Consider the following 20,218-nt stretch of genomic DNA (forward strand, 5'->3'; position numbering starts at 1 on the left):
ATGGACCCTACCCAATTCACGCGGCTCGCCAGCGGACAGCCTCATCCCCTTGGTGCGGTAAGCGATGGCCTGGGCGTGAACTTCGCGGTGTTCTCGGCCAATGCCACGCGCATCGAGCTGTGCCTGTTCGATGCCAAGGGCCGCAAGGAGCTGCGCCGCTTCGACCTGCCGGAATGCACCGACGAGATCTGGCACGGCTACCTGCCGGACGCGCATCCGGGCTTGGTATACGGCTACCGCGCCCACGGCCCGCATGATCCGCGCAATGGACACCGCTTCAATCCCCACAAGCTGCTGCTGGATCCGTACGCCAAGCAACTGACCGGTCCGCTGCACTGGAGCGACGCGCTGTTCGGCTACCGCATGAACCATGCGCGCGCCGACCTCAGCATCGACCGGCGCGACAGCGCGCCCGCCATGCCCAAGGCCATCGTGGCCGAGGAAATGCCATTCACCTGGGGCAACAGCCGACCACCAGCCACGGCGTGGAATGATTCCATCATCTACGAGGTCCACGTGCGCGGCGCCTCCATGCTGCGCGAAGACCTGCGCCAGCCCTTGCGGGGCACCTGCTCCGCCCTGGCCGACCCGCGCTTCATCGAGCATCTGCAGCGGCTGGGCGTCACGGCCGTGGAACTGTTGCCGGTGCAGGCGTTCCTGCAGGACCGCTTCCTGACCGAACGCGGTCTGCGCAACTACTGGGGCTACAGCACGCTGTCGTACTTTGCGCCGGAACCGTTCTATCTTCAGCACAATCCGAACGAACTGCGCCAGGCCATACGCAGGCTGCACGCCGCCGGCATCGAAGTCATCCTGGACGTGGTCTACAACCACACATGCGAAGGCAGCGAACTGGGGCCCACGCTGTCCTGGCGCGGCCTGGACAATGCCAGCTACTACCGGCTGGTACCGGGCGATGAACGCTATTACATCAACGACACCGGCTGCGGCAACACCGTCAACCTGTCGCATCCGCGCGTGCTGCAGATGGTCACGGATTCGCTGCGCTATTGGGCCCAGTCCTATGGCGTCGACGGCTTCCGCTTCGACCTGGGCGTCACGCTGGGCCGCGAAGGCACCGGCTACGACCCCGGCTCGGGTTTTTTCGACGCCGTGCTGCAGGATCCCGTGCTTGCCCGCCTGAAGCTGATTTCCGAGCCCTGGGACGTCGGGCCGGACGGTTATCAGCTGGGCAACCATCCGCCCGGCTTCGCGGAGTGGAACGACAAGTTCCGCGATGCCACCCGGCGCTATTGGCGCGGCGACCCCTCCATGCGCGGCGAGATGGCGGCGCGCCTGTGCGGGTCGCGCGACCTGTTCGACCGCCGCCATCGCCGCCCCTCGAGCAGCATCAACTACGTCGCTTCGCACGACGGCTTCACGCTGGCTGACGTCGTCAGCTACGACGCCAGCCACAACGAGGCCAACGGCGAAGGCGGCAACGACGGCCATGGCGAGAACTACAGCCACAACTGGGGCGCGGAAGGCGCAACCGACGACGCGGCAATCCTGCAGACCCGCAAGCTCGTGCAGCGGGCTCAGCTTGCCTGCGTGTTCCTGTCCGATGGCACGCCCATGCTGCTGGCCGGCGACGAATTCAGCAACAGCCAGGAAGGCAACAACAACGCGTACTGCCAGGACAACGCCCTCTCGTGGCTGGACTGGACGCAGGCGCAGGCCGACGACGGCCGTGAACTCAGCCGCTATGCGGCGCGCCTGATCGCCTTGCGCCGCGCTCACCCCAGCACGCGGGGCGCGCGCTACGGCGATGCCGGGCAGGAGCTCGTGCCGGGCGTCAAGGCAATCTCCTGGTTCGATCCGACGGGCGCGGAGCTGGACGCGGCAGCCTGGGAATCGGAGCAAGACAATGCCATGGCCCTGCGCCGCGCCGCCTGCCGCGAGGACGGCAGTGTCGACGTGACGCTGCTGATGCTGAACCCGGGCGCGGAGGACCTCGTGTTCCAGCTGCCGCCGCCCGCGCTGGCCTGGATCCGCGAGTTGGATTCCGCCACGCAGGCGCCCGCCGCGCCCCTGGCCGACGCCGCCATCACGGTGGCCGCGCGCAGCGTGGTGCTGCTGGCGGCAACCCATGTGCCGGGAGACCCTCCATGACGCATGCCTACGCATCCGGCGCCACGCCGTTGGAGAGCGGCGTTACACGCTTTCGCCTGTGGGCGCCGTCTGCACCCGCAGGCCTGGCGCTCGAGGTCGAGGGCCATCCACCCATCGCCTTGCGCCCCGATCCGGACGGCTACGTGCAAGCGGACGTGGACTGCCCCATAGGCGCCCGCTACCACTACCGCCTGAACGCCGACACCGTCGCGCCCGATCCCGCCTCGCGCCTGCAGCACGGCGACGTGCATGGCGACAGCGTGGTGGTCGCGCCGGATTCCTATCCATGGCGCTACGCGACCTGGCGGGGACGCCCCTGGGAAGAATCCGTCCTGTATGAGACCCATGCCGGCCTGGAAGGCGGCTACGCGGGCCTGCTCGCGCGCCTGCCCGAGCTGGCGGCGCTGGGCGTCACGCTGCTGGAGCTCATGCCCATCGCCGACTTCCCCGGCCCGCGCAACTGGGGTTATGACGGCGTGCTGCCCTATGCGCCCGACACCGCCTACGGCACGCCGGACGAACTCAAGCGCCTGATCGACGAGGCCCACGGCCTGGAGATGGGCGTCATGCTGGACGTGGTCTACAACCATTTCGGCCCCGACGGCAATTACCTGCCGCGTTACGCCGCGCCATTCTTCAGGAAAGACGTGGCCACCCCCTGGGGCGACGCGATCGATTTCCGCCAACCTGCGGTCAGCCAGTTCTTCAAGGACAACGCGCTGTACTGGCTCACGGAATATCGCTTCGACGGACTGCGCCTGGATGCCGTGCACGCGATTGCCGGCCATGAATGGCTGCATGAGCTCGCTCAATACCTGCGCCAACACATTCCTGGCGAGCGCTACGTGCATCTGGTGCTGGAAAACGACGACAACCGGGCCAGCCTGCTGCAGGGAGATTTCGATGCGCAATGGAACGATGACGCCCATCATGCCCTGCATTGCCTGCTGACCGGCGAGAGCCATGGCTACTACTCGGACTACAGCGCGCAGCCGGCCCAAGCCTTGGCGCGCTGCCTGGCCGAGGGCTGGCTGTATCAAGGGCAGCGTTCGCCATACCGTGGCGGGCAGGCGCGCGGCGAGCCCAGCGCGGCGCTTGCGCCCACCGCCTTCGTGCTGTTCCTGCAGAATCACGACCAGATCGGAAACCGGGCAGGCGGCGAACGCCTGGCCAGCCTGGTGGACAACCCTGCCCGGCTGCGGGCCGCAGTCGCCCTGCAGTTGCTGGCGCCGCAGATTCCGCTGATTTTCATGGGCGAGGAACGCGGTTCACGCACGCCGTTCCACTACTTCACCAGCCATGCCGACCCGGCCCTGGCGCAAGCGGTGCGCGAAGGCCGGCGGCGCGAGTTCTCGCGCTTTCCCGAATTCCAGGGCGCGGCCGCGCTGGCCGATCCGAACGACCCCGATACGTATCTCGCTAGCAAACCGCGGGCCAGCGCCGCGGACGCGCACGCCTGGATGCGAGACTACGCGGTGCTGCTGCATCTGCGTGCCCGCCTGATTGCGCCGCGACTGCCCGGCGCAACCAGCCTGGGCGCAGCCGCGATCGGCGAACGCGGCGTGTTCGCGCGCTGGGAGCTGGCCGGCGGCGCGCGGCTGACGGTCTATGCAAACTTCGGCCCCGACCGCCTGGCCTTGCCCGAGCCCTTGCAGGCCGGCCCCGAATCCCATGCCACGCTGCTTTTCGAATCGGTGGCGGGCGCGCGCGACGCGCTGGTCCAGCGCGAAGTGTGTGGCGACAGCACGGTATGGCTGCTTGAGGAGCCGGCATGAGCGCGGCGCCTGCTGGCGATGTCGCCCTGTCCGCGCTGGCCGCCCGGGCCGGTATCGCCGAGCATTGGACCGACGCGCGCCAGCGCCCGCAACGTGTGTCGCCAGACACCCTGCGCCTGCTGCTGGCGGGCATGGGCCTGCCCGCCAGCAGCGCAGAGGACATCCGCGAGAGCGACCATCGTCTCGGCGCAGAAAACGTAGGCCTGCTGCCGCCCCTGCTGGTGACGCGCAGCGGCATGGCCACGCCCTTGCCCCCTGCCGCGCGTGGCCGCTATCGCATCGTGTGCGAATCCGGCGCGACCTGCGAGGGCAACATCACGGAAGACGGCCGCCTGACGGCGCCGGACGAGCCCGGCTATCACGCGCTGTATGCGGGTGCGGACCGGACCGTGCTTGCCGTCGCACCCATGCAGGCGCCAGGCCTGGAGCTGTTGACGGCAGCCGCCCGCCCGCGCGCCTGGGGACTTTGCGCGCAGGTCTACAGCCTGAGACGCGATGGGCCCGAAAACGTGGCCGGTGACGGCGGCTACGGCGACTTTGCCGCCCTGCGCGAACTGGCGGCTGCCGCCGCATCTGAAGGCGCCGACGCGCTTGCCATCAGCCCGGTGCATGCCATGTTCGCCGCCCAGCCGCAGCGCTGCAGCCCCTATGCGCCCTCCAGCCGCCTGTTCCTGAATACCCTGTATGCGGACCCTGCGGCAGTACTGGGCGTCGAAGCCCTGCGCCGCGCATCCGCGGATGTCGGCGCCGCGCCGCCCGCAACGCATCTGATCGATTGGCCGGCAGCAGGCGCGCGGCGGCAGCGCCTGCTGCGCACACTGCATCGGCAGTTCCGCGCCACCGGCCCGGAGGATTGCCGCCTGCGTTACGACGCCTACTGCGCGCTGCGCGGCAAGGCGTTGCGCGACCATGCCGTGTTCGAAGCCCTGCATGCCGCCCAGGTGGCGCGCAACGCCGCCTCCCTGCCCTGGACGCAGTGGGCGGCAGGCCTGCGCGATCCGGACTCGGCCGAGGTCGAGCGCTACGCGCAGCAGCATCCTGAAGAAGTCGACTTCCATCGGTTCGCCCAATGGCTGGCAGCCGAGAGCCTGGCCGGCGCGCAAGACGCGGCGCGCCAGGCCGGCATGCGCGTGGGCTTGATCGCGGACCTGGCCGTCGGCGACAGTCCGGATGGCAGCCACGCCTGGAGCCGGCAGACCGACCTGATGTCGGGACTGTCCATCGGCGCGCCGCCCGACATCCACAACCCTCAAGGGCAGTACTGGAACCTGACCGCGTTCTCGCCCCGCGCGATGCATGCCCAGGGGTTTGCGGCCTTCATCGATATGCTGCGCGCGTCCCTGGCCCATGCCGGCGGGCTGCGCATCGACCACATCCTGGGCATGGCACGGCTGTGGCTGGTGCCCGACGGCCTTGCCGCTGGCGCCGGCGCCTACCTGCGCTATCCGCTGCGCGAACTGCTGGCGCTGACGGCGCTCGAGGCCTGGCGCCATCGGGCCCTGGCCATCGGCGAGAACCTGGGCACCGTGCCGGACGGCTTCAACCGCGACCTGGCGGATCACGGCATTCTGGGCATGAATGTGCTGTGGTTCATGCGGCGGGAGGCGGACGTTGCGGCTGAGCAAACCATGCCGGACGCGCCGGAACCCTTTCTAGCCCCCGAAGCCTGGCCCGCCGAGGCCGTGGCCATGACCAGCACCCACGATCTGCCTACCTTGCGCGGCTGGTGGGCCGAGCGCGACATCGATGTGCGCGCCAAACTGAACTTGCTGGGCGCGGAGGATGACGAAACGTCGCTGCGGCGCTGCCGGCGGATGGACCGCAGCTTGCTGGCGCAGGCCATGGGCTGTCCCGCCGAACCCGCGCAGGCGCCATTGGCGGACATGCTGCGCTTCGTATCTTCCAGCCCCTGCCCGCTGCTGCTGGTTCCCATGGAGGATCTGGCGGGCGAGTTGGAACAGCCAAACCTGCCCGGCACCATCAACGAGCACCCCAATTGGCGTCAGCGCCTGCCGGCGGGCAGCCAGGCTTGTCTTGCCGACGCCGCGGTGCAGTCGCGGTTGCAAGCCATGCGCTGCGGGCGGGGCCGGCCATGAGCCTGCCGCGCGCCACCGCCCGGCTGCAGCTGCATGCCGGCTACACCTTGCACGACGCCCGCGCCTGCGTCGACTATTACGCCGACCTTGGCGTGACCCATCTGTACCTGTCACCGATCACCCGCGCCCGCACCGGCTCCACCCACGGCTACGACGTGGTCGACCACGCCATGGTCAATCCGGAGCTGGGCGGCGAGCCCGCGCTCCGGGACCTCGCCCAGGCCGCGCGTCGGCGCGGATTGGGCCTCATCGCAGACATCGTCCCCAATCACATGGCGGCCCATCCCGACAATGCCTGGTGGCGCGATGTGCTGGAGCATGGCGCGGCAAGCGCGCACGCGCGCTGCTTCGACATCAGTTGGGATGGCCCGGACCCGGCGCTGCGCGGCAAGGTCCTGCTGCCCATCCTGCCCGAGCCCTATGGCGTGGCGTTGGCCCAAGGCGTCATGCGGCTGCGGCACGACGCCGACAGCGGACGGATCGAACTGGAGGTGGCGGGCCTGCGCTATCCGGTGGCGCCGGAGTCGATTCCACGCAGGCTGGAGCCGCAAACCCTGCTGCGCCGATATGATCCCGCCCGCGCAGCTGGCCGCGAACGCCTGCACCGCTTGCTGGAATGCCAGCATTACCGGCTGGCCTGGTGGCGCAGCGCCGCCGACCAGATCAACTGGCGGCGCTTCTTCGAGATCAGCGAACTCGTGGGCGTGCGGATCGAAGACGAAGCCGTATTCGATGCCGTGCATGCGCTGGCGCTGCGTCTGTATGCGCAGGGCGTGCTGGACGGGCTGCGCATCGACCACATCGATGGTCTGGCCGCGCCGGGCGCCTACCTGCGCCGCCTGAACCAGCGCCTGGGCGCAGCGGGCGCCAGCCGTCCGCCTTCCTGCGCGCAAGCGCAAGCCTATCTGGTGGCGGAGAAAATCCTGGCGCCGGACGAATCGCCCGATCCGCGCTGGCCGCTGCACGGCACCACCGGCTATGACTTCATGGACCAGGTCAGCGCGTTGTTGCACGACCCTGACGCCGAGGCGCCGCTGCGCGCGTTCTGGCAACTGCTGACGGGCGACCTGCGCACGCCGCAGCTGCAGCTGGAGGCCGCTCGCACGCGCATGCTGGAGCGGCATTTTCCGGCCGAACGGTTGGCGCTGGTCCGCAGCCTGGAACGGATGGCGCGGCAACGCCGCCAGACCCGCGACTGGAGCGCGGTATCGATAGACCGCGCGCTGTCCGCGTGGCTCACCGCCTTCCCCGTGTACCGGACCTACGCCGAGGACGGCGGGCGCAGCGGCGCGGATCGTCGTTGTTGCGATAGCGCCGGTCAGCGGGCGGCGGCACTGTTGAACGCCCTGCCCGGCTCGGCGGACGCAGCCCTGCTGGCGCAGTTGGACCGCTGGCTGGACGGCGGCGCTGCCAGGCATGCGACACCGGAACACCGGAATGGGTCACCTCGGCACGCCGAAACCGAGGCGGCCGAAGCCTTGCGGCGGTTCCAGCAACTGACGCCGCCGCTGGCCGCCAAGGCGCTCGAAGACACCCTGTTCTACCGCTACGGCCCGCTGCTGTCGCGCAATGAAGTCGGCGCATCGCCCGCGCGATTCGCGTTGCCGCCCGAGGCCTTTCTTGGCCTGGTCCAGGCCCGCGCGGACGACTTCCCCCATGCCATGCTGGCCACCGCGACGCATGACCACAAGCGCGGCGAAGACACGAGGGCCCGGCTGGCCGTGCTGTCGGAAATGCCGGAACAATGGCGCAAGACCGCTTACCGTTGGATCCAGGCCCTGCCGGACGACGGCCGCCTTTCTTTGGCGGATCGCTACATGCTCGTGCAGACGCTGGTGGGCGCATGGCCGGCGGATTGGACCGCAGACGCGATTGAATGCAAGGCCGAGGTCGTGGCCGGCTGGATCGAACGCGTGGCGCAGTGGCAGCTCAAGGCTCTGCGCGAAGCGAAAATCCACACCAGCTGGACCGATCCGGATCCCGCATATGAAAACGCGGCGCGCGCCGCGCTTGCTTTCCTGCGGGATTCGGGACCAGGACGCCGCCTGTTGGCGGAAATGGCTGCCTATGCCTTGCAGTTGGCTCCGGCGGGCATGATCAACAGCCTCGCGCAGACGCTCTTGCGCAACACGCTGCCCGGCGTGCCGGACTTGTACCAGGGAACGGAGCTATGGGACTACAGCCTGGTCGACCCCGACAACCGGCGCGCCGTGGACTATCCGAGGCGAATCGCCATGCTCGCCGAGGCCCAGGCTCTGGCCGCGGAAGGCGGAATTTGCACGCGGGAATCGGATTGGCGCAGCGGCGCGGTCAAGCAGGCGCTGATCCAGCGACTGCTGGCGGCGCGCCAGCGTCATCCCGCATTATCCAGTCATGGAGGATGCGTCGCGCTGACGGTGGCGGGGCCGAACGCGCGGCATCTGCTCGCCTGGCTGCGGCGTCATGAAGATGGGACTGCGCTGATCGTTGCCCCGCGGCTATGCGCGAGCCGGCTGTCCGGCTACGCGAGCGGCGAGCCTGCGGCAGCGCGCGGGTTCTGGGCGGGCACGGTCATCCAGTTGCCTGACGCCATCAGGAACGGAGCCTGGCGCGATGCCGTGAGCGGCGTCCCGGTGCAGCCCGGTCCGGATGGCGCGCTGCATCTGCATGACCTGCTGCGCGAGCTGCCGGTAGCTTTATGCCTGTCCCTCCATCCTTGAGGAGGAAGTCCCGCGTAAATGCCGTCCATGAATAAACGGCCTTGTCCGCCCACAGCGGGACAAGGCCGTCTTGCTACCGCGATACCCGCCCGACTATGGGGCCCGGAACACGCGGTCTACGAGTCAGCGCGGCATCTTGCTTTGCTGCCCGGGGTTCTGGCCAGGCTGTTGCCGGTCTTTATCGGCATGCTGGCCGGATTGGCCGGGCTGCTGCTGCCCAGGCTGATTGCGGTCCTTGGGGTTTTCCTGGGCCTGTTGCTTCTGCTGCTGCTTTTGCTGGTCGGGCTGGTTCTGATTGGGCATTGCAAGTCTCCTGGAAGACGGAAAAAACTCCGCCACCTTCCATACAGCAACCCGCGTGCCCAAACCCCGGTGACCCAGCCCTCGCACCGGGCGAGCATGGGGGGGACGCAAGGCCCGAGGGTAAAGTCCGGTCCAGCAGGTAAAAATTGCGCTTGGTGGCCCGCGCTATTGCGTGGCCACGTGCCGTTTGCCGCGCGCGGACTGCGCCTCCTGGGAGGCATCGTAGGTATCGAGCCAGGACGAGGTATAGGCGGCGGGCGCGGCCAGCGGCTCGCCCTGATCGCGCTGCGTGCGCAGGCGGACCATCAATTCGTCCAGCGGCATGGGACGGCCCAGCGCGAAGCCCTGCCCGTAACGGCAGCCGGCGGCGCGCAAGGCGGGAATGTCCGCCACGTTTTCGACGCCTTCGGCCACTACGCGGCGGCCCAGCCGGTTGGCCAGTTCGGCGGCGGTGCGCAGCACTTCGAACGCGACAGCGCTGCGGCGCATGCGCGTGACGAAATACTGGTCGATCTTGACTTCCGATAGCGGCAGCGCCGACAGCAGCTTCAACGACGCATGGCCGGTGCCGAAATCGTCCAGACTGACTTCACAGCCCGCGTTTTCGAGCTTCAGCAGCGTCGCGCGCAGCACGTCGAGTTCACGGATGGGCTGGTCTTCGGTCAGTTCCACCCGCACCAGCGACGCCGGCAGTTCCGCCGCGTAGATGCGGTCCAGCAGGAAGTCGACGGCGGCCTCGTCCGACAAGGTGGAGGCAGGCGCATTGATGGCCACGGGAATCGCGATGCCGGCGCGCCGCATGGTCAGCAGCATGTCTATCACCCGCAGGCAGACGCGCTCGAACAGCATCTTATCCAGCCCCAGGCGGTTGACCGCAGGGATGAATTCGGACGGCATGATGATGCCCAGCCGCCGATGCCGCCAGCGCGCCAGCGCTTCGGCGGATACGATCCTGCCCGTCAGCAAGTCCACCTGCGGCTGCAACAACATGCGCAGGCCATCCTTGCCGGTGATCATGGCGGCGATCTCGTCGTCGCTCGCCACCGAGTCTGTGGAAGCCTCGTGATTCGACGTCATGTCGACACTCCTTGCGCGCCCCTGGGCGTTAACCTGCGCTGTCCGGGCGCAGAAAGAGGCACATTGGACTGAGTATTCCCAGCTACAGCGCTTTTTGTATGCCATTTCCAGACTTTGTTCCAGGCAATTCTGCGCTCCTGCGGCGGCAAAGTCACATATATGTATCCAGACGTATTAAGCTGCTCGGATTCATGAACAAGGCCGCAATCTCCGGCGCCCCGGCCGCCCCTCGCCGAAATGCCTTGTCGACATGGTAGGGTTGGCGTCCTTCGCCCTGCCGGGCCCACCTCCGCTGCTGTACTCCTAGCGTGAAGAACCTGTTTTCCCGTTGCCGCGCCTCCTTGCGCAACGTCCTGTGGCTGGACGCCCTGCAAGCTGCGGCCATCAGCGCCGCGCCCGTCATCCTGGCTGTGCTGGCGCATGAACCGCGCCTGGGCTGGAGCGCCATCGCGGCGTTCTGGGCCTGCTTCGGCGACCCGGGCGGCCCGCTGCGGCAGCGCGCCGGCGCGATGCTGGCGCTGGGGCTGATCGGCGCGCTGTTTTGCTTCCTGGCCAGCGTCAGCGCCGCCCACCTGTGGCTGCTGCTGCCATTGACCTTTGCGTGCTGTACCTTCGGCGGCCTGTTGCGCGTGTTGGGACCGGCTGCGGCCATCGTCGGCACCCTGCTGTCGGCCGGCTTCGTGGTGGCAGCCGAACTGCCCGCGCCGACCTGGTCGGAGAGTCTGTCGTACACGCTGTTCTTCCTCGCCGGGGCGGCCTGGGCCATCCTGATGACCGCGCTGGTATGGCGCAGGCGGCCCTGGAAGGATGCCACCCATGCCGTCGCGCATTGCTATCGCGGTCTGGCGGATTTCGCCGATGCGCTGGCCCGCATGTATTCCGGACTGACGCCGGCGGCCAGCCCCCAGGCCTGGAGCGCCGTCACGCGTCCGCAGCGCAGCGCCCAGCGCGCCGCCCTCGAAGCCGCCCGGACGCGCATCCGCGAAGTGCAGGACGCGCGGCCCTCGCGCCGCGCCCGCGCGCAGCAGTTGCTGTACCTGCTGGACACCGCCGAGGACAGCTTCATCGCGCTGGTGGCCGCGGCCGACCTGCTGGAATCGAATGCGCCGCAATGGCTGGGCCGCGGCGCCGGCGCCCATCTTTCCCACGCGCTGCATCGTTATGCCAGCCTGTGCAATGCCATCGCCAGCACCTCGGACCTCAACGACGCCAAGCAGGCACAGTGCCTGCGGGATCGGCTGGACCACTACGGTTCCGGTCTGCACGAACTGCGCGGCGGCGCCATGGCCCGTGCGCCCGAACTGGCTACCATGGTGCCGGTGCTGGACCGCTTGCTGCACACCGCGCAGGCCGTGACGCAGTCGCTGTTCGACCAGGGCGATGCGCCCGTGGCGCCAGCGCGCGACCGCCGCGCTACCAGCCGCACGCAAGACGCTTGGCGCGCATTGCGCCAGAATCTGAGTTTCGAATCCGACGCCCTGCGACACGCACTGCGCGTAGGCGTGGGCGCCACCATCGCGGTGGCCCTGTCCAAATCCTTTGCCGTCAACCACGGCTACTGGATGTCGCTGACGCTGGTCTTCATTCTGCAGCCCTACTTTGCCACCACCTGGCAGCGCACGTTGGAACGCGTGGCCGGCAGCGTGGCGGGCGCCATTGGCGCCTCTCTGCTCGGGCTGTTCCTCAGCACCCCCCTGTCCGTGGCCCTGGCGGTGTTGCCCATCGCGCTGGGCACGTTCGCCGCGCGCACCATCCATTACGCGCTGTTCACGTTCTTCCTGACGTCGCAGTTCGTGCTGGTCACCCATATCCAGCAGCCGGATATTCAGGAGCCCATGCTCGCCGCCCTGCGCGCCTTCAACAGCGTGCTGGGCGGGATCCTGGCGCTACTGGTGGGCTTTCTGGTCTGGCCTGAAAAAGAGCCGCGCCAACTGGCGGGCGCGCTCAGCCTGGCGCTGGAACGCCATGCCGCCTACGTGCGTGCCCTGGTCCGTGAAAAAAGCGGCGATGCCCGCGCGGGGCACGACATCGTGGCGCGCCGTCGCATGGCCTGCCTGTCGGCCGACAACGCGCAGGCCTCCTTGCAGCGCCTGCAACAGAACCCGGTCCATCGCGACCGCAACGTAGGCACGGCGGAAAACCTGCTGAACGCAATGCGCCGCGTCACGGCCGCCGGCACCGTGCTGGAGATACAAGCCGCTTTGCCCGCCGCCTCACCCGCGGCCCAGGCGCTAGCCGAGTATGGCGCGGTGCTGGCGCACGCGCTGCATCCGCAGGAGTCCGCGCCGGAGTCGGGGGGCCGGCAATTGGCCGTGCCCGCCGCAGTCGCTGCCGGCTATCCGGAACTCGCGGGGCCACTGGAACGCATCGCGCAGCAAGCGCGCCAGTTGCGCCAGCTGCGCGAACGCGTGGAACGGGCACAGCCCTCGGCCTAGCCGGCCCGTTTGCGCTGGCCCCGGCGAACTGCCGCGGGCTTGACGCGCATCAAGGGCGAAATGGCCGAAAAGCGTAACCATAGACACATGGCACGCTTAAACAAGGAGGCCTCCATGTATCGCCGCATTTCCGTCCACCTCGATCACGGATTCGACTGCAAACGCCGCATTGAAGCTGCCCTGGCCCTGGCCAAGCGCCACAAGGCCGAGCTGGTCGGCATCTACGCCAACGCCGCCCCGCCGCAGTACTACTACGGCGAATCCGTGCTCATGTCGCGTTCGCTGGGCATCATCAAGGAACTGCACGCGCAAAACCGCGATGCGGTAGAAGCTGCCTTTCTCGAGGCTGCCGCCGAGGCGGATGTACCCGCCTTCATGCGCGCTGGCACCTCCTCGCCCAGCGAGACCGTGGCGCTGCTCGGCCGCACCACCGACCTGATCGTGGTCAGCCAGGAAAACCGCGAAGACGTCGAAGCCGCGCACGAAATCGAATTCGTGGAGCAGACGCTATTGACGGCCGGCCGCCCGGTGCTGGCGATTCCGTCCAGCGGCGAATTCCCGGTCATCGGCGACCGCGTGCTGTGCTGCTGGGACGGCAGCCGCGAAGCCGCCCGCGCGCTGGCCGATGCCGCGCCGATCCTGCGCCTGGCTACGCATATGACCGTGCTGACCATGAACGAAGGCGCCGCCAGCCCCAAGCATGAAGCGCCGTTCGAGGACCTGGCGACCTACTGCGTCGCGCAAGGCATGCCGGCGCCCGAGCACGTGCGCCGCGACATCAAGGGCGTCGGCGTGGGCAGCACCATCCTGAATGCCGCTGCCGACCATAGCGCGGACCTGATCGTCATGGGCGCCTACGGCCATAGCAAGCTGCGCCAGTGGGCGCTGGGCGGCGCCACCGCGTCCATCCTGAAGAGCATGACCGTGCCGATCGTGTTCTCCCACTAGCGTCAGGCTGCTAGCCCCCGCGCACGGGGGTCAGTACCGGCCTGCCGGCGAAGTGCGCCGTGGCATTGTCCAGGAACAGCGCCACGGTGGCATGCACCGCCTCCGGTGAGCGGCCCGCACTATGCGGCGTCAACACCACGTTGTCGAGCTCGATGAGCGCCTTGGGCACGTCGGGCTCGCCGTCCACCACGTCCAGGCCCGCGCCCGCAATGCGGCGCCCGGCCAGGGCCGCGATCAGCGCCTGCGTGTCGACCACGCTGCCGCGCGCGATGTTCACCAGATACCCTTCGGGTCCCAGCGCTTCCAACACCTGGGCATCCACCAGATGGCGCGTGCCCGCCCCGCCCGGCGTCGCCACCACCAGGAAGTCCGACGCCGCTGCCAGCGCGCGCGGGCTATCGAAATAGGCATAGCCGGATTCCGGGCGGACGCTGCGGCTGTAATAACCCACGCTCATGCCGAAGCCCAGGGCGCCGCGCCGGGCGATTTCCAGGCCGATGGTGCCCAGACCCAGGATGCCCAGGCGCTTGCCCGAGACCTGCGGCCCCATGAAGCCGCTCCAATGGCCTTGACGCACCGACGCATCGGCCTGCGGCAAGCGCCGCGCCGCGCCCAGCAGCAGCGCCATGGCATGGTCCGCCACCGACACTGCGTTGGCGCCCGGACCGTTGGTCACGACGATGCCGCGCGCGGCCGCCGCGGCCAGATCGATGTTCTCATGGCCCACGCCCAGGGAGCAGGCGATCTCCAGCTTGGGCATCGCCGCCATTTCCGCCGCGTGCAAGCCGGTTGCGCCGCGCGTGAGCACGATGCGGATCTCATGGCCATGGTCGCGGATCGCCTGGGCGCGCGACGCGTCGGTAGGCGCAAAAATCGCGCGAAAGCCGCGCGCTTCGATTTCGGGCAGATAGTCCTGCACGCTTTCAATCAGGACAAGCAAGGGGATGGTCATGTCGGGAATGCCGCGCATCGCGGGGGCTGCATAAAAACCCGGCGATGTTACGCCTGGGCCGTGACGCGCGCCAGCCGCCGTCCGTCAGGCGGCCGCTTGGCGGCAGGACCGGCGCGCGAGCCGCCCGACACGGCTCGCGCTATTGTGGACCGGCCCCGCTACAGCCGTCCGGTCAGCAGCATCACGATCAGGACGATCAGCAATATGCCCAGTATGCCGCTGGGGTAATAGCCCCAGCCACGGCTATGGGGCCAGGCCGGCACGGCGCCGACCAGCAAAAGGATCAGGATAATCAGCAGGATGGTCGACATGGCGACTCCTCGGTTCTTGTTGGGGTCTGTGGAATCCCGTTGCCCGCGTCAGGGGCTGGGCGGCGTGATTTCCTTGCCCGGCGGCGACAAGGGCGGCAGGTCGACGTCCGGCTCGTCGGTATCCGGATCCACCGGCAGGTCCCCGGGAGGCGAACCCGGCGGTATCGGATCTGGTTTGGGCGGAACGTGCAGGTAATACGAGTACGCAATGTGCATGGCTGTCTCCGGGGAAAATCCATTCTTCCCTCAGCAAGCCGCGTGCCCGGGCCGGCCCGCGTGACCGGCACGGGCACGCCGCATGCTGATGCCAGCGCCCATGTCCCCCTTGGCTGGCGCCGACGACATGAACTCAAGCTCCCAAGCGCCCCGCAGGTCCGGCGGCGCGGCACTGGTCTATTACGACGACAGCCGGGCAGGCTATACGCGAGCCCGCATCAACGGCCACGCCTTCCACTACCTGGACGCGCGCGGCAAGCGGATACGCAGTGCGCGGGAGATCAAGCGCATCGATGCCCTGGCGATACCTCCGGCCTATGAGCAGGTATGGATCTGCCCGTCTCCGCTTGGGCACCTGCAGGCCACCGGGCGCGACGCGCGCGGCCGCAAGCAGTACCGCTACCACCCGGACTGGACCGCGGTGCGCGACGCGAGCAAGTACCAAAGCCTTGCAGATTTTGCGCAGACGCTGCCGCGCATCCGGCGCCAGGTCGAACGTGATCTGCGCACCCCCGGCTTATCCCAGAACAAGGTGATAGCCGTACTGGTGCGGCTGCTGGAGGCAACCCTGGTGCGCATCGGCGCGCGCGAATACGCCCGGGCCAACAAGTCCTATGGCCTGACCACCCTCAAGCGCCGCCACGCCAGCGTCAGCGGCGACCGCTTCCGTTTCCGCTTCCAGGGCAAGAGCGGCGTAAGCCACGACGTCAGCGCCGCGGACCGGCGCGTGGCGCGCGTCATCAAGCGCTGCCTGGACATCCCCGGCCAGCAGCTTTTCCAGTACCTGGACGAGGATGGCGGCAGCCATCCGGTGGACTCTGGCGCGGTCAATGCCTATCTGCGCGCGGCGGGCCGGGGCGACTTCACGGCGAAGCACTACCGGACCTGGGCAGGTTCCGTCATGGCCTACGCGGCGTTGCAGAGCTGTCCCGCCGACGACGCCGCCCAGGCGCAGAAGAACGTGGTGGAAGTGGTCAAACAGGTGGCGCGGCGGCTCGCCAATACGCCTGCCGTGTGCCGGGCCTGCTATGTGCACCCAGCCATTCTGGCCGCCTATCTGGAGGGCGCGTTGCCACCAGCCGCGGCCGCGCCACAAGCGCCCCGCGGCCTGCACCCGGACGAACGCCGCCTGCTGGCCTTTTTGCGGGCGCAGGCCGCTGCGGCGGCGCCGGCCGCTCAGGAATCAAAGGATCGATGAGCGCGCATTCTTGGCCTGTGGCTGCGGCGCGGAACCGTCAGCCCAGTTCGACTCGGTGCGCGTATCGGCCACGACTCGCTTGTCGCGCGCGGCCTCGTCCGGGGTCGAGGCGTCTGGTTTATCCGGTCTGCGCGGAACATCGACGGCAGAACGCGGCGGCAGTATCTTAGCGTTGTCTTCCGGCTGCTTGCCGGCACGCGCCGGCTTCGCGGATCCCGGTACGGATGCTGGTTTCATGCGTGGCTCCTGGGGTTGCTCCTCGAGGGGAACTGTCTCCCCATGCTACGGCGGCAGGCCGCAAGGGTCATCGCCGGCAGGCTTCAAATTGCAAGCGGATGTGGCCTTCGGGCCAGGCATGCCGGTTGTGGCGCGTACCGGGCATCACAAGGAGATGCAATGCGAGATCCAAATTTCGAGCAATGTGTGCAAGCCTGCTACGAATGCGCGGTCGCCTGCGATATATGCGCCTCCGCCTGCTTGCAGGAGAGCCCCGCGCAGATGCAGCGTTGCATCGCGCTGTGCACGGATTGCGCTGCGGTGTGCCGGCTATGTGCGGCCATGCTGGCGCGCGATGGCGAGTTCGCCACTGCCCAGTGCACCTTGTGCGCACTGATGTGCGACGCCTGCGCGCGCGAGTGTTCGTCGCACGAGGCCGAGCATTGCCAGGTTTGCGCAGGCGCATGCCTGGGCTGCACGCTGGCCTGCCGCGACATGCTGGAGGCCTGAAGCCTTCCGACCCGCCGCGCGGCCGTCCGGGCCGGCCGCGCCGGCGCACTTTCCGCCCGACTGCCAGGAGCTACCGATGGCCTCTACCCACACCCCCCTGCCCTCCGATTTTCCGGAGAACGGACCGGACAACCGCGGCGCGCACCGACGCTCACGGCACCCTGAAGCCTGGATCGACGATCTGGAAGCGACGCTCAGCGACACCGCCGCAACCGACATGGAAGCACTCAAGGCGCGCCTGTCCGAGCAGTTGCGCGCCACGCGGCGCAGCCTGCGCGACGCTTCCGACAACGCCAGCGACCTGATGCGCGAAACCATAGACTGCACCGAGGAATACATCCACGCCCGGCCCTGGCAGGCGATCGGCCTGGTGGCGGGCGCGGCTTTCCTGTTTGGCGTGGTGGTGGGACGGCAGTAGTCCAGATCGCGGACCGCCCGGGCATGCCATTTGCTTGGACATGGGCAAGGCGCGTGCCGCGCCTGCCCGCCAGGAGAACCCCATGAGCAAGCCTGATCAAGCCGACACCGGCGCCCGTCCGCATCCCACACCACCCATGCCGGCCCAGCATCTGGACAAGCCGGGCCAGGAAGCTGACATGGTGCTCAAGCCCCAGTACCAGGCGCCGCAGTACAAGGGCAGCGGCAAGCTCGATGGCATGGTGGCCCTGGTGACGGGCGGCGATTCCGGCATAGGCCGCGCCGTTTGTCTGCTGTATGCGCGCGAAGGCGCCGACGTGGCGGTGGTCTATCTTAATGAACAGGAAGACGCCGAAGACACCCGGCGCGCCGTGGAGAGCGAAGGCAGGCGCTGCGAGCTGATCCCCGGCGACGTGCAGGATCCGGCGTTCTGCGAGCAGGCGGTGGAACAGACGATACGCGCGTACGGCAAACTCGATGTGCTGGTGAACAACGCCGCCTATCAGCAGCACACGGACACCCTGCCCGAGATCAGCGACGAAAAGTGGGATAAGACGCTGCGCACCAACATCACCGGCTATTTCCAGATGGCCCGCGCGGCGCTGCCGCACCTGCACGCCGGCGCGTCCATCATCAATACGGGATCGGTCACGGGCCTGCGCGGCAGCGCCAAGCTGCTGGACTACTCCACCACCAAGGGCGCGATCCATGCATTCACCCGATCGCTGGCCGCCAATCTTGCCGGCAAAGGGGTGCGCGTGAACGCAGTGGCTCCAGGACCCGTATGGACTCCCTTGAATCCCGCCGACCAAAGTCCTGAAAAGATCAAGGAATTTGGCAAGCACACCGACTTCGGACGCCCGGCGCAACCCGAGGAAATTTCCCCGGCCTACGTCTTCCTGGCCTCGCCCGCATGCGCCAGCTATATCACCGGCATCGTGCTTCCCATTACCGGCAGCGCCGGCGACTGAGGCCAGTCCGGCGCCGCGCGGTCCTTACTTCGGCGGCGCTATCGACGCAGGCGCTTCGCGCGACGCGGGCGAGACCGCCGGTGCCTCTCCCTTGACGGCGGGCTGGATCTTGTCGGGGTCGGCCGGCGCAGTGCCCTGCAGCTTGCGGGCCATGGCCAGATGCTGGGCCAGCATGGGCAGCGAGCGCGCAGCGAACTCTCGCACCTGCGGGTCCTTGGACTCGCGCGCAGCAGTCTCGAACAGACGGTTGGCCATCGTGTGCGCGTCCATGGCCGCCTTTTCGATGTAAAGCGCATCGAAGTCCGCTCCGGTCCTGTTGCTCAGTTGTTCCAACGTGCCGCGATCGGGCTCAGAGGGTTCGGTCGGCAGCTTCACCTGTTTGCTCGCCGCCAGGGTCTTGAGTTCGGCATTCATGGCGCGATGCTGCTCCAGCATCTTCGCAGCGAACGCCTTGACGTCGCCGTCGCCGGCGCGCTTTTTCGCCAGTTCCGCAGCCTCCGCCTCGAACATCCCCGAACCCGCCGCGGCCTGCAGGAAGCGCGCCTCCGGCTCCGCCAATTCCTGCGCCCGCACACCGCCCAGCACGCCTGGCGCGATCAGCAGGCAAATCGCGACGATGCCGCACAGCCAAGTCGTCTTCTTCATGTCCGCCTCCCATATCGATAGTCCGTTCCTACTGCGCCGTCGTCGGCGCTTCCACGTGCCGGGGCGGCGTCAGCGGATCGAAGTCTTCCCACTTCCCGTTCAACCAGCGGCCATGGGCGCGTTCGATATCCCTGCCGCCCGCTTCTTTCAGTACCGTCCTGGCCAACGCGTCACGGTCCGGCAACACATGCAGCGCCAACATCACCCCGGCCTGGCGCACAGCGGGATGGGAGTCAGTAGCGACAGGCGCGGCGGGATGTCTACGGCGGCCCCGCCCGACCACCCACAGCGCGCCGGCCAAAGCGCCCAGGTAGGCGCCCACGCCAGCGCCTGCTATGACCATCAGCACCGACGCGCCAACGCGGGCAGCGATCAGCCCGCCCAGCAGCGCGAACACGAGGCCCAGCGCGGAGGCGCCCGCCACCGCCCCAAGATGGCCGCCCTTGGCATCCGGATCTGCCACGCGGTCACCGCCTATCGGATAGCGCGCATGCTCGCCGGCGGTATTGATGTAGAAAGTATGGATATCGTCTTCGGTGAATCCTGCCGCGCACAGCTTGCGCGCCGCTTCAGCCGCGTGGTCGAAAGTGTCGAATCGGGCTGCAACGATCAAGGACATGGTGCTCTCCAGCGCTGGGGATCATTGCCTCATGGACAGCAACTGCCATGCCCGCGCCGGGCACGGTGCTTGCTGCGGGCGTGGCAAGCGGCCTGGCCCAGCCGGCAAAGGCAGTCCGCCCGCAGTTCCGCCCCACCCGCATCCTGCGCAAAGGACATCCCCATGGACATGCCCGGCAACAATGAAGATTTCTCCGAGCTGGAAGACGAATCGGCGCCACCGCCGATGCCGCCCGAAACCCGCGGCCTGTCCATCCTGGACTGGTCGGCATTGATCGCAGTGGTGGCAGGCGGCCTGAATACCGGCCTGATCGCCGCGGTCGATCTGGACGTGTTCGCCAAGATACTGCCCTCGGCCGCTGCCACCCGCAGTGTCTATGGCTTGATCGGTCTGGCCGCGCTATACAGCGTGGTGCTGCTTTTCAGGCTGGGCGAACAACCGGAATGAGCACACCGGAAGACGGTCACGCCGTGCCGGGACGCTTGCCCGGATACTGCCCGCCTTCCTCGTACTCGGCGCCCTTGTCATTGGGTTTCTTGTCCGATTCGCGCTTGGGCGCGGCGGGCGGCTTGCCGAAACCGGGCTTGTCCGTGCCGAACTGGCCGCTGCGATGGGCGGCTTCGGTTTCCGTGCGCGGCGCATTGGCCTTGGCATGCTCCGGATCCGCTTTCGCGTTGTCTGTCCGCTTGGTTTCCATATTCGTATCCCCGTCTCGTTC

Annotated in this window: 20 protein-coding genes; 11 read left to right on the plus strand and 9 right to left on the minus strand. The window is 68.2% G+C overall.

What is annotated here, in order from left to right; genetic code table 11:
- From glgX to treY, 4 genes are read left to right on the plus strand one after another with little or no spacing between them, the layout of a single operon-like run.
- Positions 1-2,112, plus strand: coding sequence for a glycogen debranching protein GlgX (gene glgX / locus AXYL_RS16110; RefSeq protein WP_013393878.1), 2,112 nt, complete (start codon positions 1-3; stop codon positions 2,110-2,112).
- Complete coding sequence (treZ, locus tag AXYL_RS16115) at positions 2,109-3,887, plus strand: malto-oligosyltrehalose trehalohydrolase (RefSeq protein ID WP_013393879.1); 1,779 nt, start codon at positions 2,109-2,111, stop codon at positions 3,885-3,887. The genes glgX and treZ overlap by 4 nt, the downstream gene beginning before the upstream one ends.
- Positions 3,884-5,983: a 4-alpha-glucanotransferase gene (gene malQ / locus AXYL_RS16120; RefSeq protein ID WP_013393880.1), complete on the plus strand. Its 2,100-nt coding sequence runs from the start codon at positions 3,884-3,886 to the stop codon at positions 5,981-5,983. The genes treZ and malQ overlap by 4 nt, the downstream gene beginning before the upstream one ends.
- A complete protein-coding gene (gene treY, locus AXYL_RS16125) occupies positions 5,980-8,682 on the plus strand; it encodes a malto-oligosyltrehalose synthase (RefSeq protein WP_013393881.1) in 2,703 nt (900 codons plus the stop codon). The genes malQ and treY overlap by 4 nt, the downstream gene beginning before the upstream one ends.
- 123 nt (positions 8,683-8,805) lie before the next feature.
- Here treY and AXYL_RS16130 read toward each other — a convergent pair whose 3' ends face one another.
- The gene (locus AXYL_RS16130) at positions 8,806-8,985 is read right to left on the minus strand and encodes a hypothetical protein (RefSeq protein WP_013393882.1); all 180 of its coding nucleotides are present in this window, start codon (positions 8,983-8,985) and stop codon (positions 8,806-8,808) included.
- Between the two features lie 165 nt (positions 8,986-9,150).
- Positions 9,151-10,062: an EAL domain-containing protein gene (locus AXYL_RS16135; RefSeq protein ID WP_013393883.1), complete on the minus strand. Its 912-nt coding sequence runs from the start codon at positions 10,060-10,062 to the stop codon at positions 9,151-9,153.
- Between the two features lie 308 nt (positions 10,063-10,370).
- Between AXYL_RS16135 and AXYL_RS16140 the strand changes: the two genes are divergently transcribed.
- Both AXYL_RS16140 and AXYL_RS16145 read left to right on the plus strand, forming a co-directional pair.
- Positions 10,371-12,497 (plus strand): FUSC family protein, encoded by a 2,127-nt coding sequence (locus AXYL_RS16140; protein ID WP_013393884.1) that lies wholly within the window; start codon positions 10,371-10,373, stop codon positions 12,495-12,497.
- A gap of 114 nt (positions 12,498-12,611) precedes the next feature.
- Entirely contained in the window at positions 12,612-13,445 is an 834-nt protein-coding gene (locus tag AXYL_RS16145; protein WP_013393885.1) for a universal stress protein, read from the plus strand.
- Positions 13,446-13,455: 10 nt separating this feature from the next.
- Here the strand turns inward: AXYL_RS16145 and AXYL_RS16150 are convergent, their stop codons facing one another.
- From AXYL_RS16150 to AXYL_RS35185, 3 genes are all read right to left on the minus strand, one after another.
- On the minus strand, positions 13,456-14,397 hold the full coding sequence (locus AXYL_RS16150; protein WP_041655639.1) for a 2-hydroxyacid dehydrogenase: 942 nt from the start codon (positions 14,395-14,397) through the stop codon (positions 13,456-13,458).
- Positions 14,398-14,555: 158 nt separating this feature from the next.
- Positions 14,556-14,708, minus strand: coding sequence for a DUF3309 family protein (locus AXYL_RS34340; protein WP_013393887.1), 153 nt, complete (start codon positions 14,706-14,708; stop codon positions 14,556-14,558).
- Positions 14,709-14,756: 48 nt separating this feature from the next.
- Entirely contained in the window at positions 14,757-14,924 is a 168-nt protein-coding gene (locus AXYL_RS35185) for a hypothetical protein (RefSeq protein ID WP_013393888.1), read from the minus strand.
- A gap of 127 nt (positions 14,925-15,051) precedes the next feature.
- Here AXYL_RS35185 and AXYL_RS16160 point away from each other — a divergent pair, with 127 nt between their 5' ends.
- Positions 15,052-16,122: a DNA topoisomerase IB gene (locus AXYL_RS16160; protein WP_013393889.1), complete on the plus strand. Its 1,071-nt coding sequence runs from the start codon at positions 15,052-15,054 to the stop codon at positions 16,120-16,122.
- Here the strand turns inward: AXYL_RS16160 and AXYL_RS34345 are convergent.
- The gene (locus AXYL_RS34345; protein WP_013393890.1) at positions 16,108-16,359 is read right to left on the minus strand and encodes a hypothetical protein; all 252 of its coding nucleotides are present in this window, start codon (positions 16,357-16,359) and stop codon (positions 16,108-16,110) included. The genes AXYL_RS16160 and AXYL_RS34345 overlap by 15 nt on opposite strands.
- Positions 16,360-16,518: 159 nt before the next feature.
- Between AXYL_RS34345 and AXYL_RS16165 the strand changes: the two genes are divergently transcribed.
- From AXYL_RS16165 to AXYL_RS16175, 3 genes are all read left to right on the plus strand, one after another.
- A complete protein-coding gene (locus AXYL_RS16165; RefSeq protein ID WP_013393891.1) occupies positions 16,519-16,848 on the plus strand; it encodes a four-helix bundle copper-binding protein in 330 nt (109 codons plus the stop codon).
- Between the two features lie 76 nt (positions 16,849-16,924).
- Positions 16,925-17,266, plus strand: a complete 342-nt coding sequence (locus tag AXYL_RS16170; RefSeq protein ID WP_013393892.1) for a DUF883 family protein — start codon at positions 16,925-16,927, stop codon at positions 17,264-17,266.
- A gap of 82 nt (positions 17,267-17,348) precedes the next feature.
- The gene (locus AXYL_RS16175; protein WP_013393893.1) at positions 17,349-18,236 is read left to right on the plus strand and encodes an SDR family oxidoreductase; all 888 of its coding nucleotides are present in this window, start codon (positions 17,349-17,351) and stop codon (positions 18,234-18,236) included.
- A 24-nt stretch (positions 18,237-18,260) separates the two neighbouring features.
- Here AXYL_RS16175 and AXYL_RS16180 read toward each other — a convergent pair whose 3' ends face one another.
- Both AXYL_RS16180 and AXYL_RS16185 read right to left on the minus strand, forming a co-directional pair.
- The gene (locus AXYL_RS16180) at positions 18,261-18,881 is read right to left on the minus strand and encodes a DUF4142 domain-containing protein (protein WP_013393894.1); all 621 of its coding nucleotides are present in this window, start codon (positions 18,879-18,881) and stop codon (positions 18,261-18,263) included.
- Between the two features lie 28 nt (positions 18,882-18,909).
- Entirely contained in the window at positions 18,910-19,500 is a 591-nt protein-coding gene (locus AXYL_RS16185; protein ID WP_013393895.1) for a hypothetical protein, read from the minus strand.
- Positions 19,501-19,662: 162 nt separating this feature from the next.
- On the opposite strand from AXYL_RS16185, the gene AXYL_RS16190 reads away from it, so the two are divergent.
- Positions 19,663-19,947 carry a DUF378 domain-containing protein gene (locus AXYL_RS16190; RefSeq protein WP_013393896.1) on the plus strand — a complete coding sequence of 95 codons (285 nt, stop codon included), beginning with the start codon at positions 19,663-19,665 and terminating at the stop codon, positions 19,945-19,947.
- Positions 19,948-19,963: 16 nt separating this feature from the next.
- On the opposite strand, the gene AXYL_RS16195 is transcribed toward AXYL_RS16190, so the two are convergent.
- On the minus strand, positions 19,964-20,197 hold the full coding sequence (locus tag AXYL_RS16195) for a hypothetical protein (RefSeq protein ID WP_013393897.1): 234 nt from the start codon (positions 20,195-20,197) through the stop codon (positions 19,964-19,966).
- Positions 20,198-20,218: the final 21 nt, after the last annotated feature.

The organism is Achromobacter xylosoxidans A8, assembly GCF_000165835.1.
GTDB lineage: Bacteria > Pseudomonadota > Gammaproteobacteria > Burkholderiales > Burkholderiaceae_B > Achromobacter > Achromobacter xylosoxidans_B.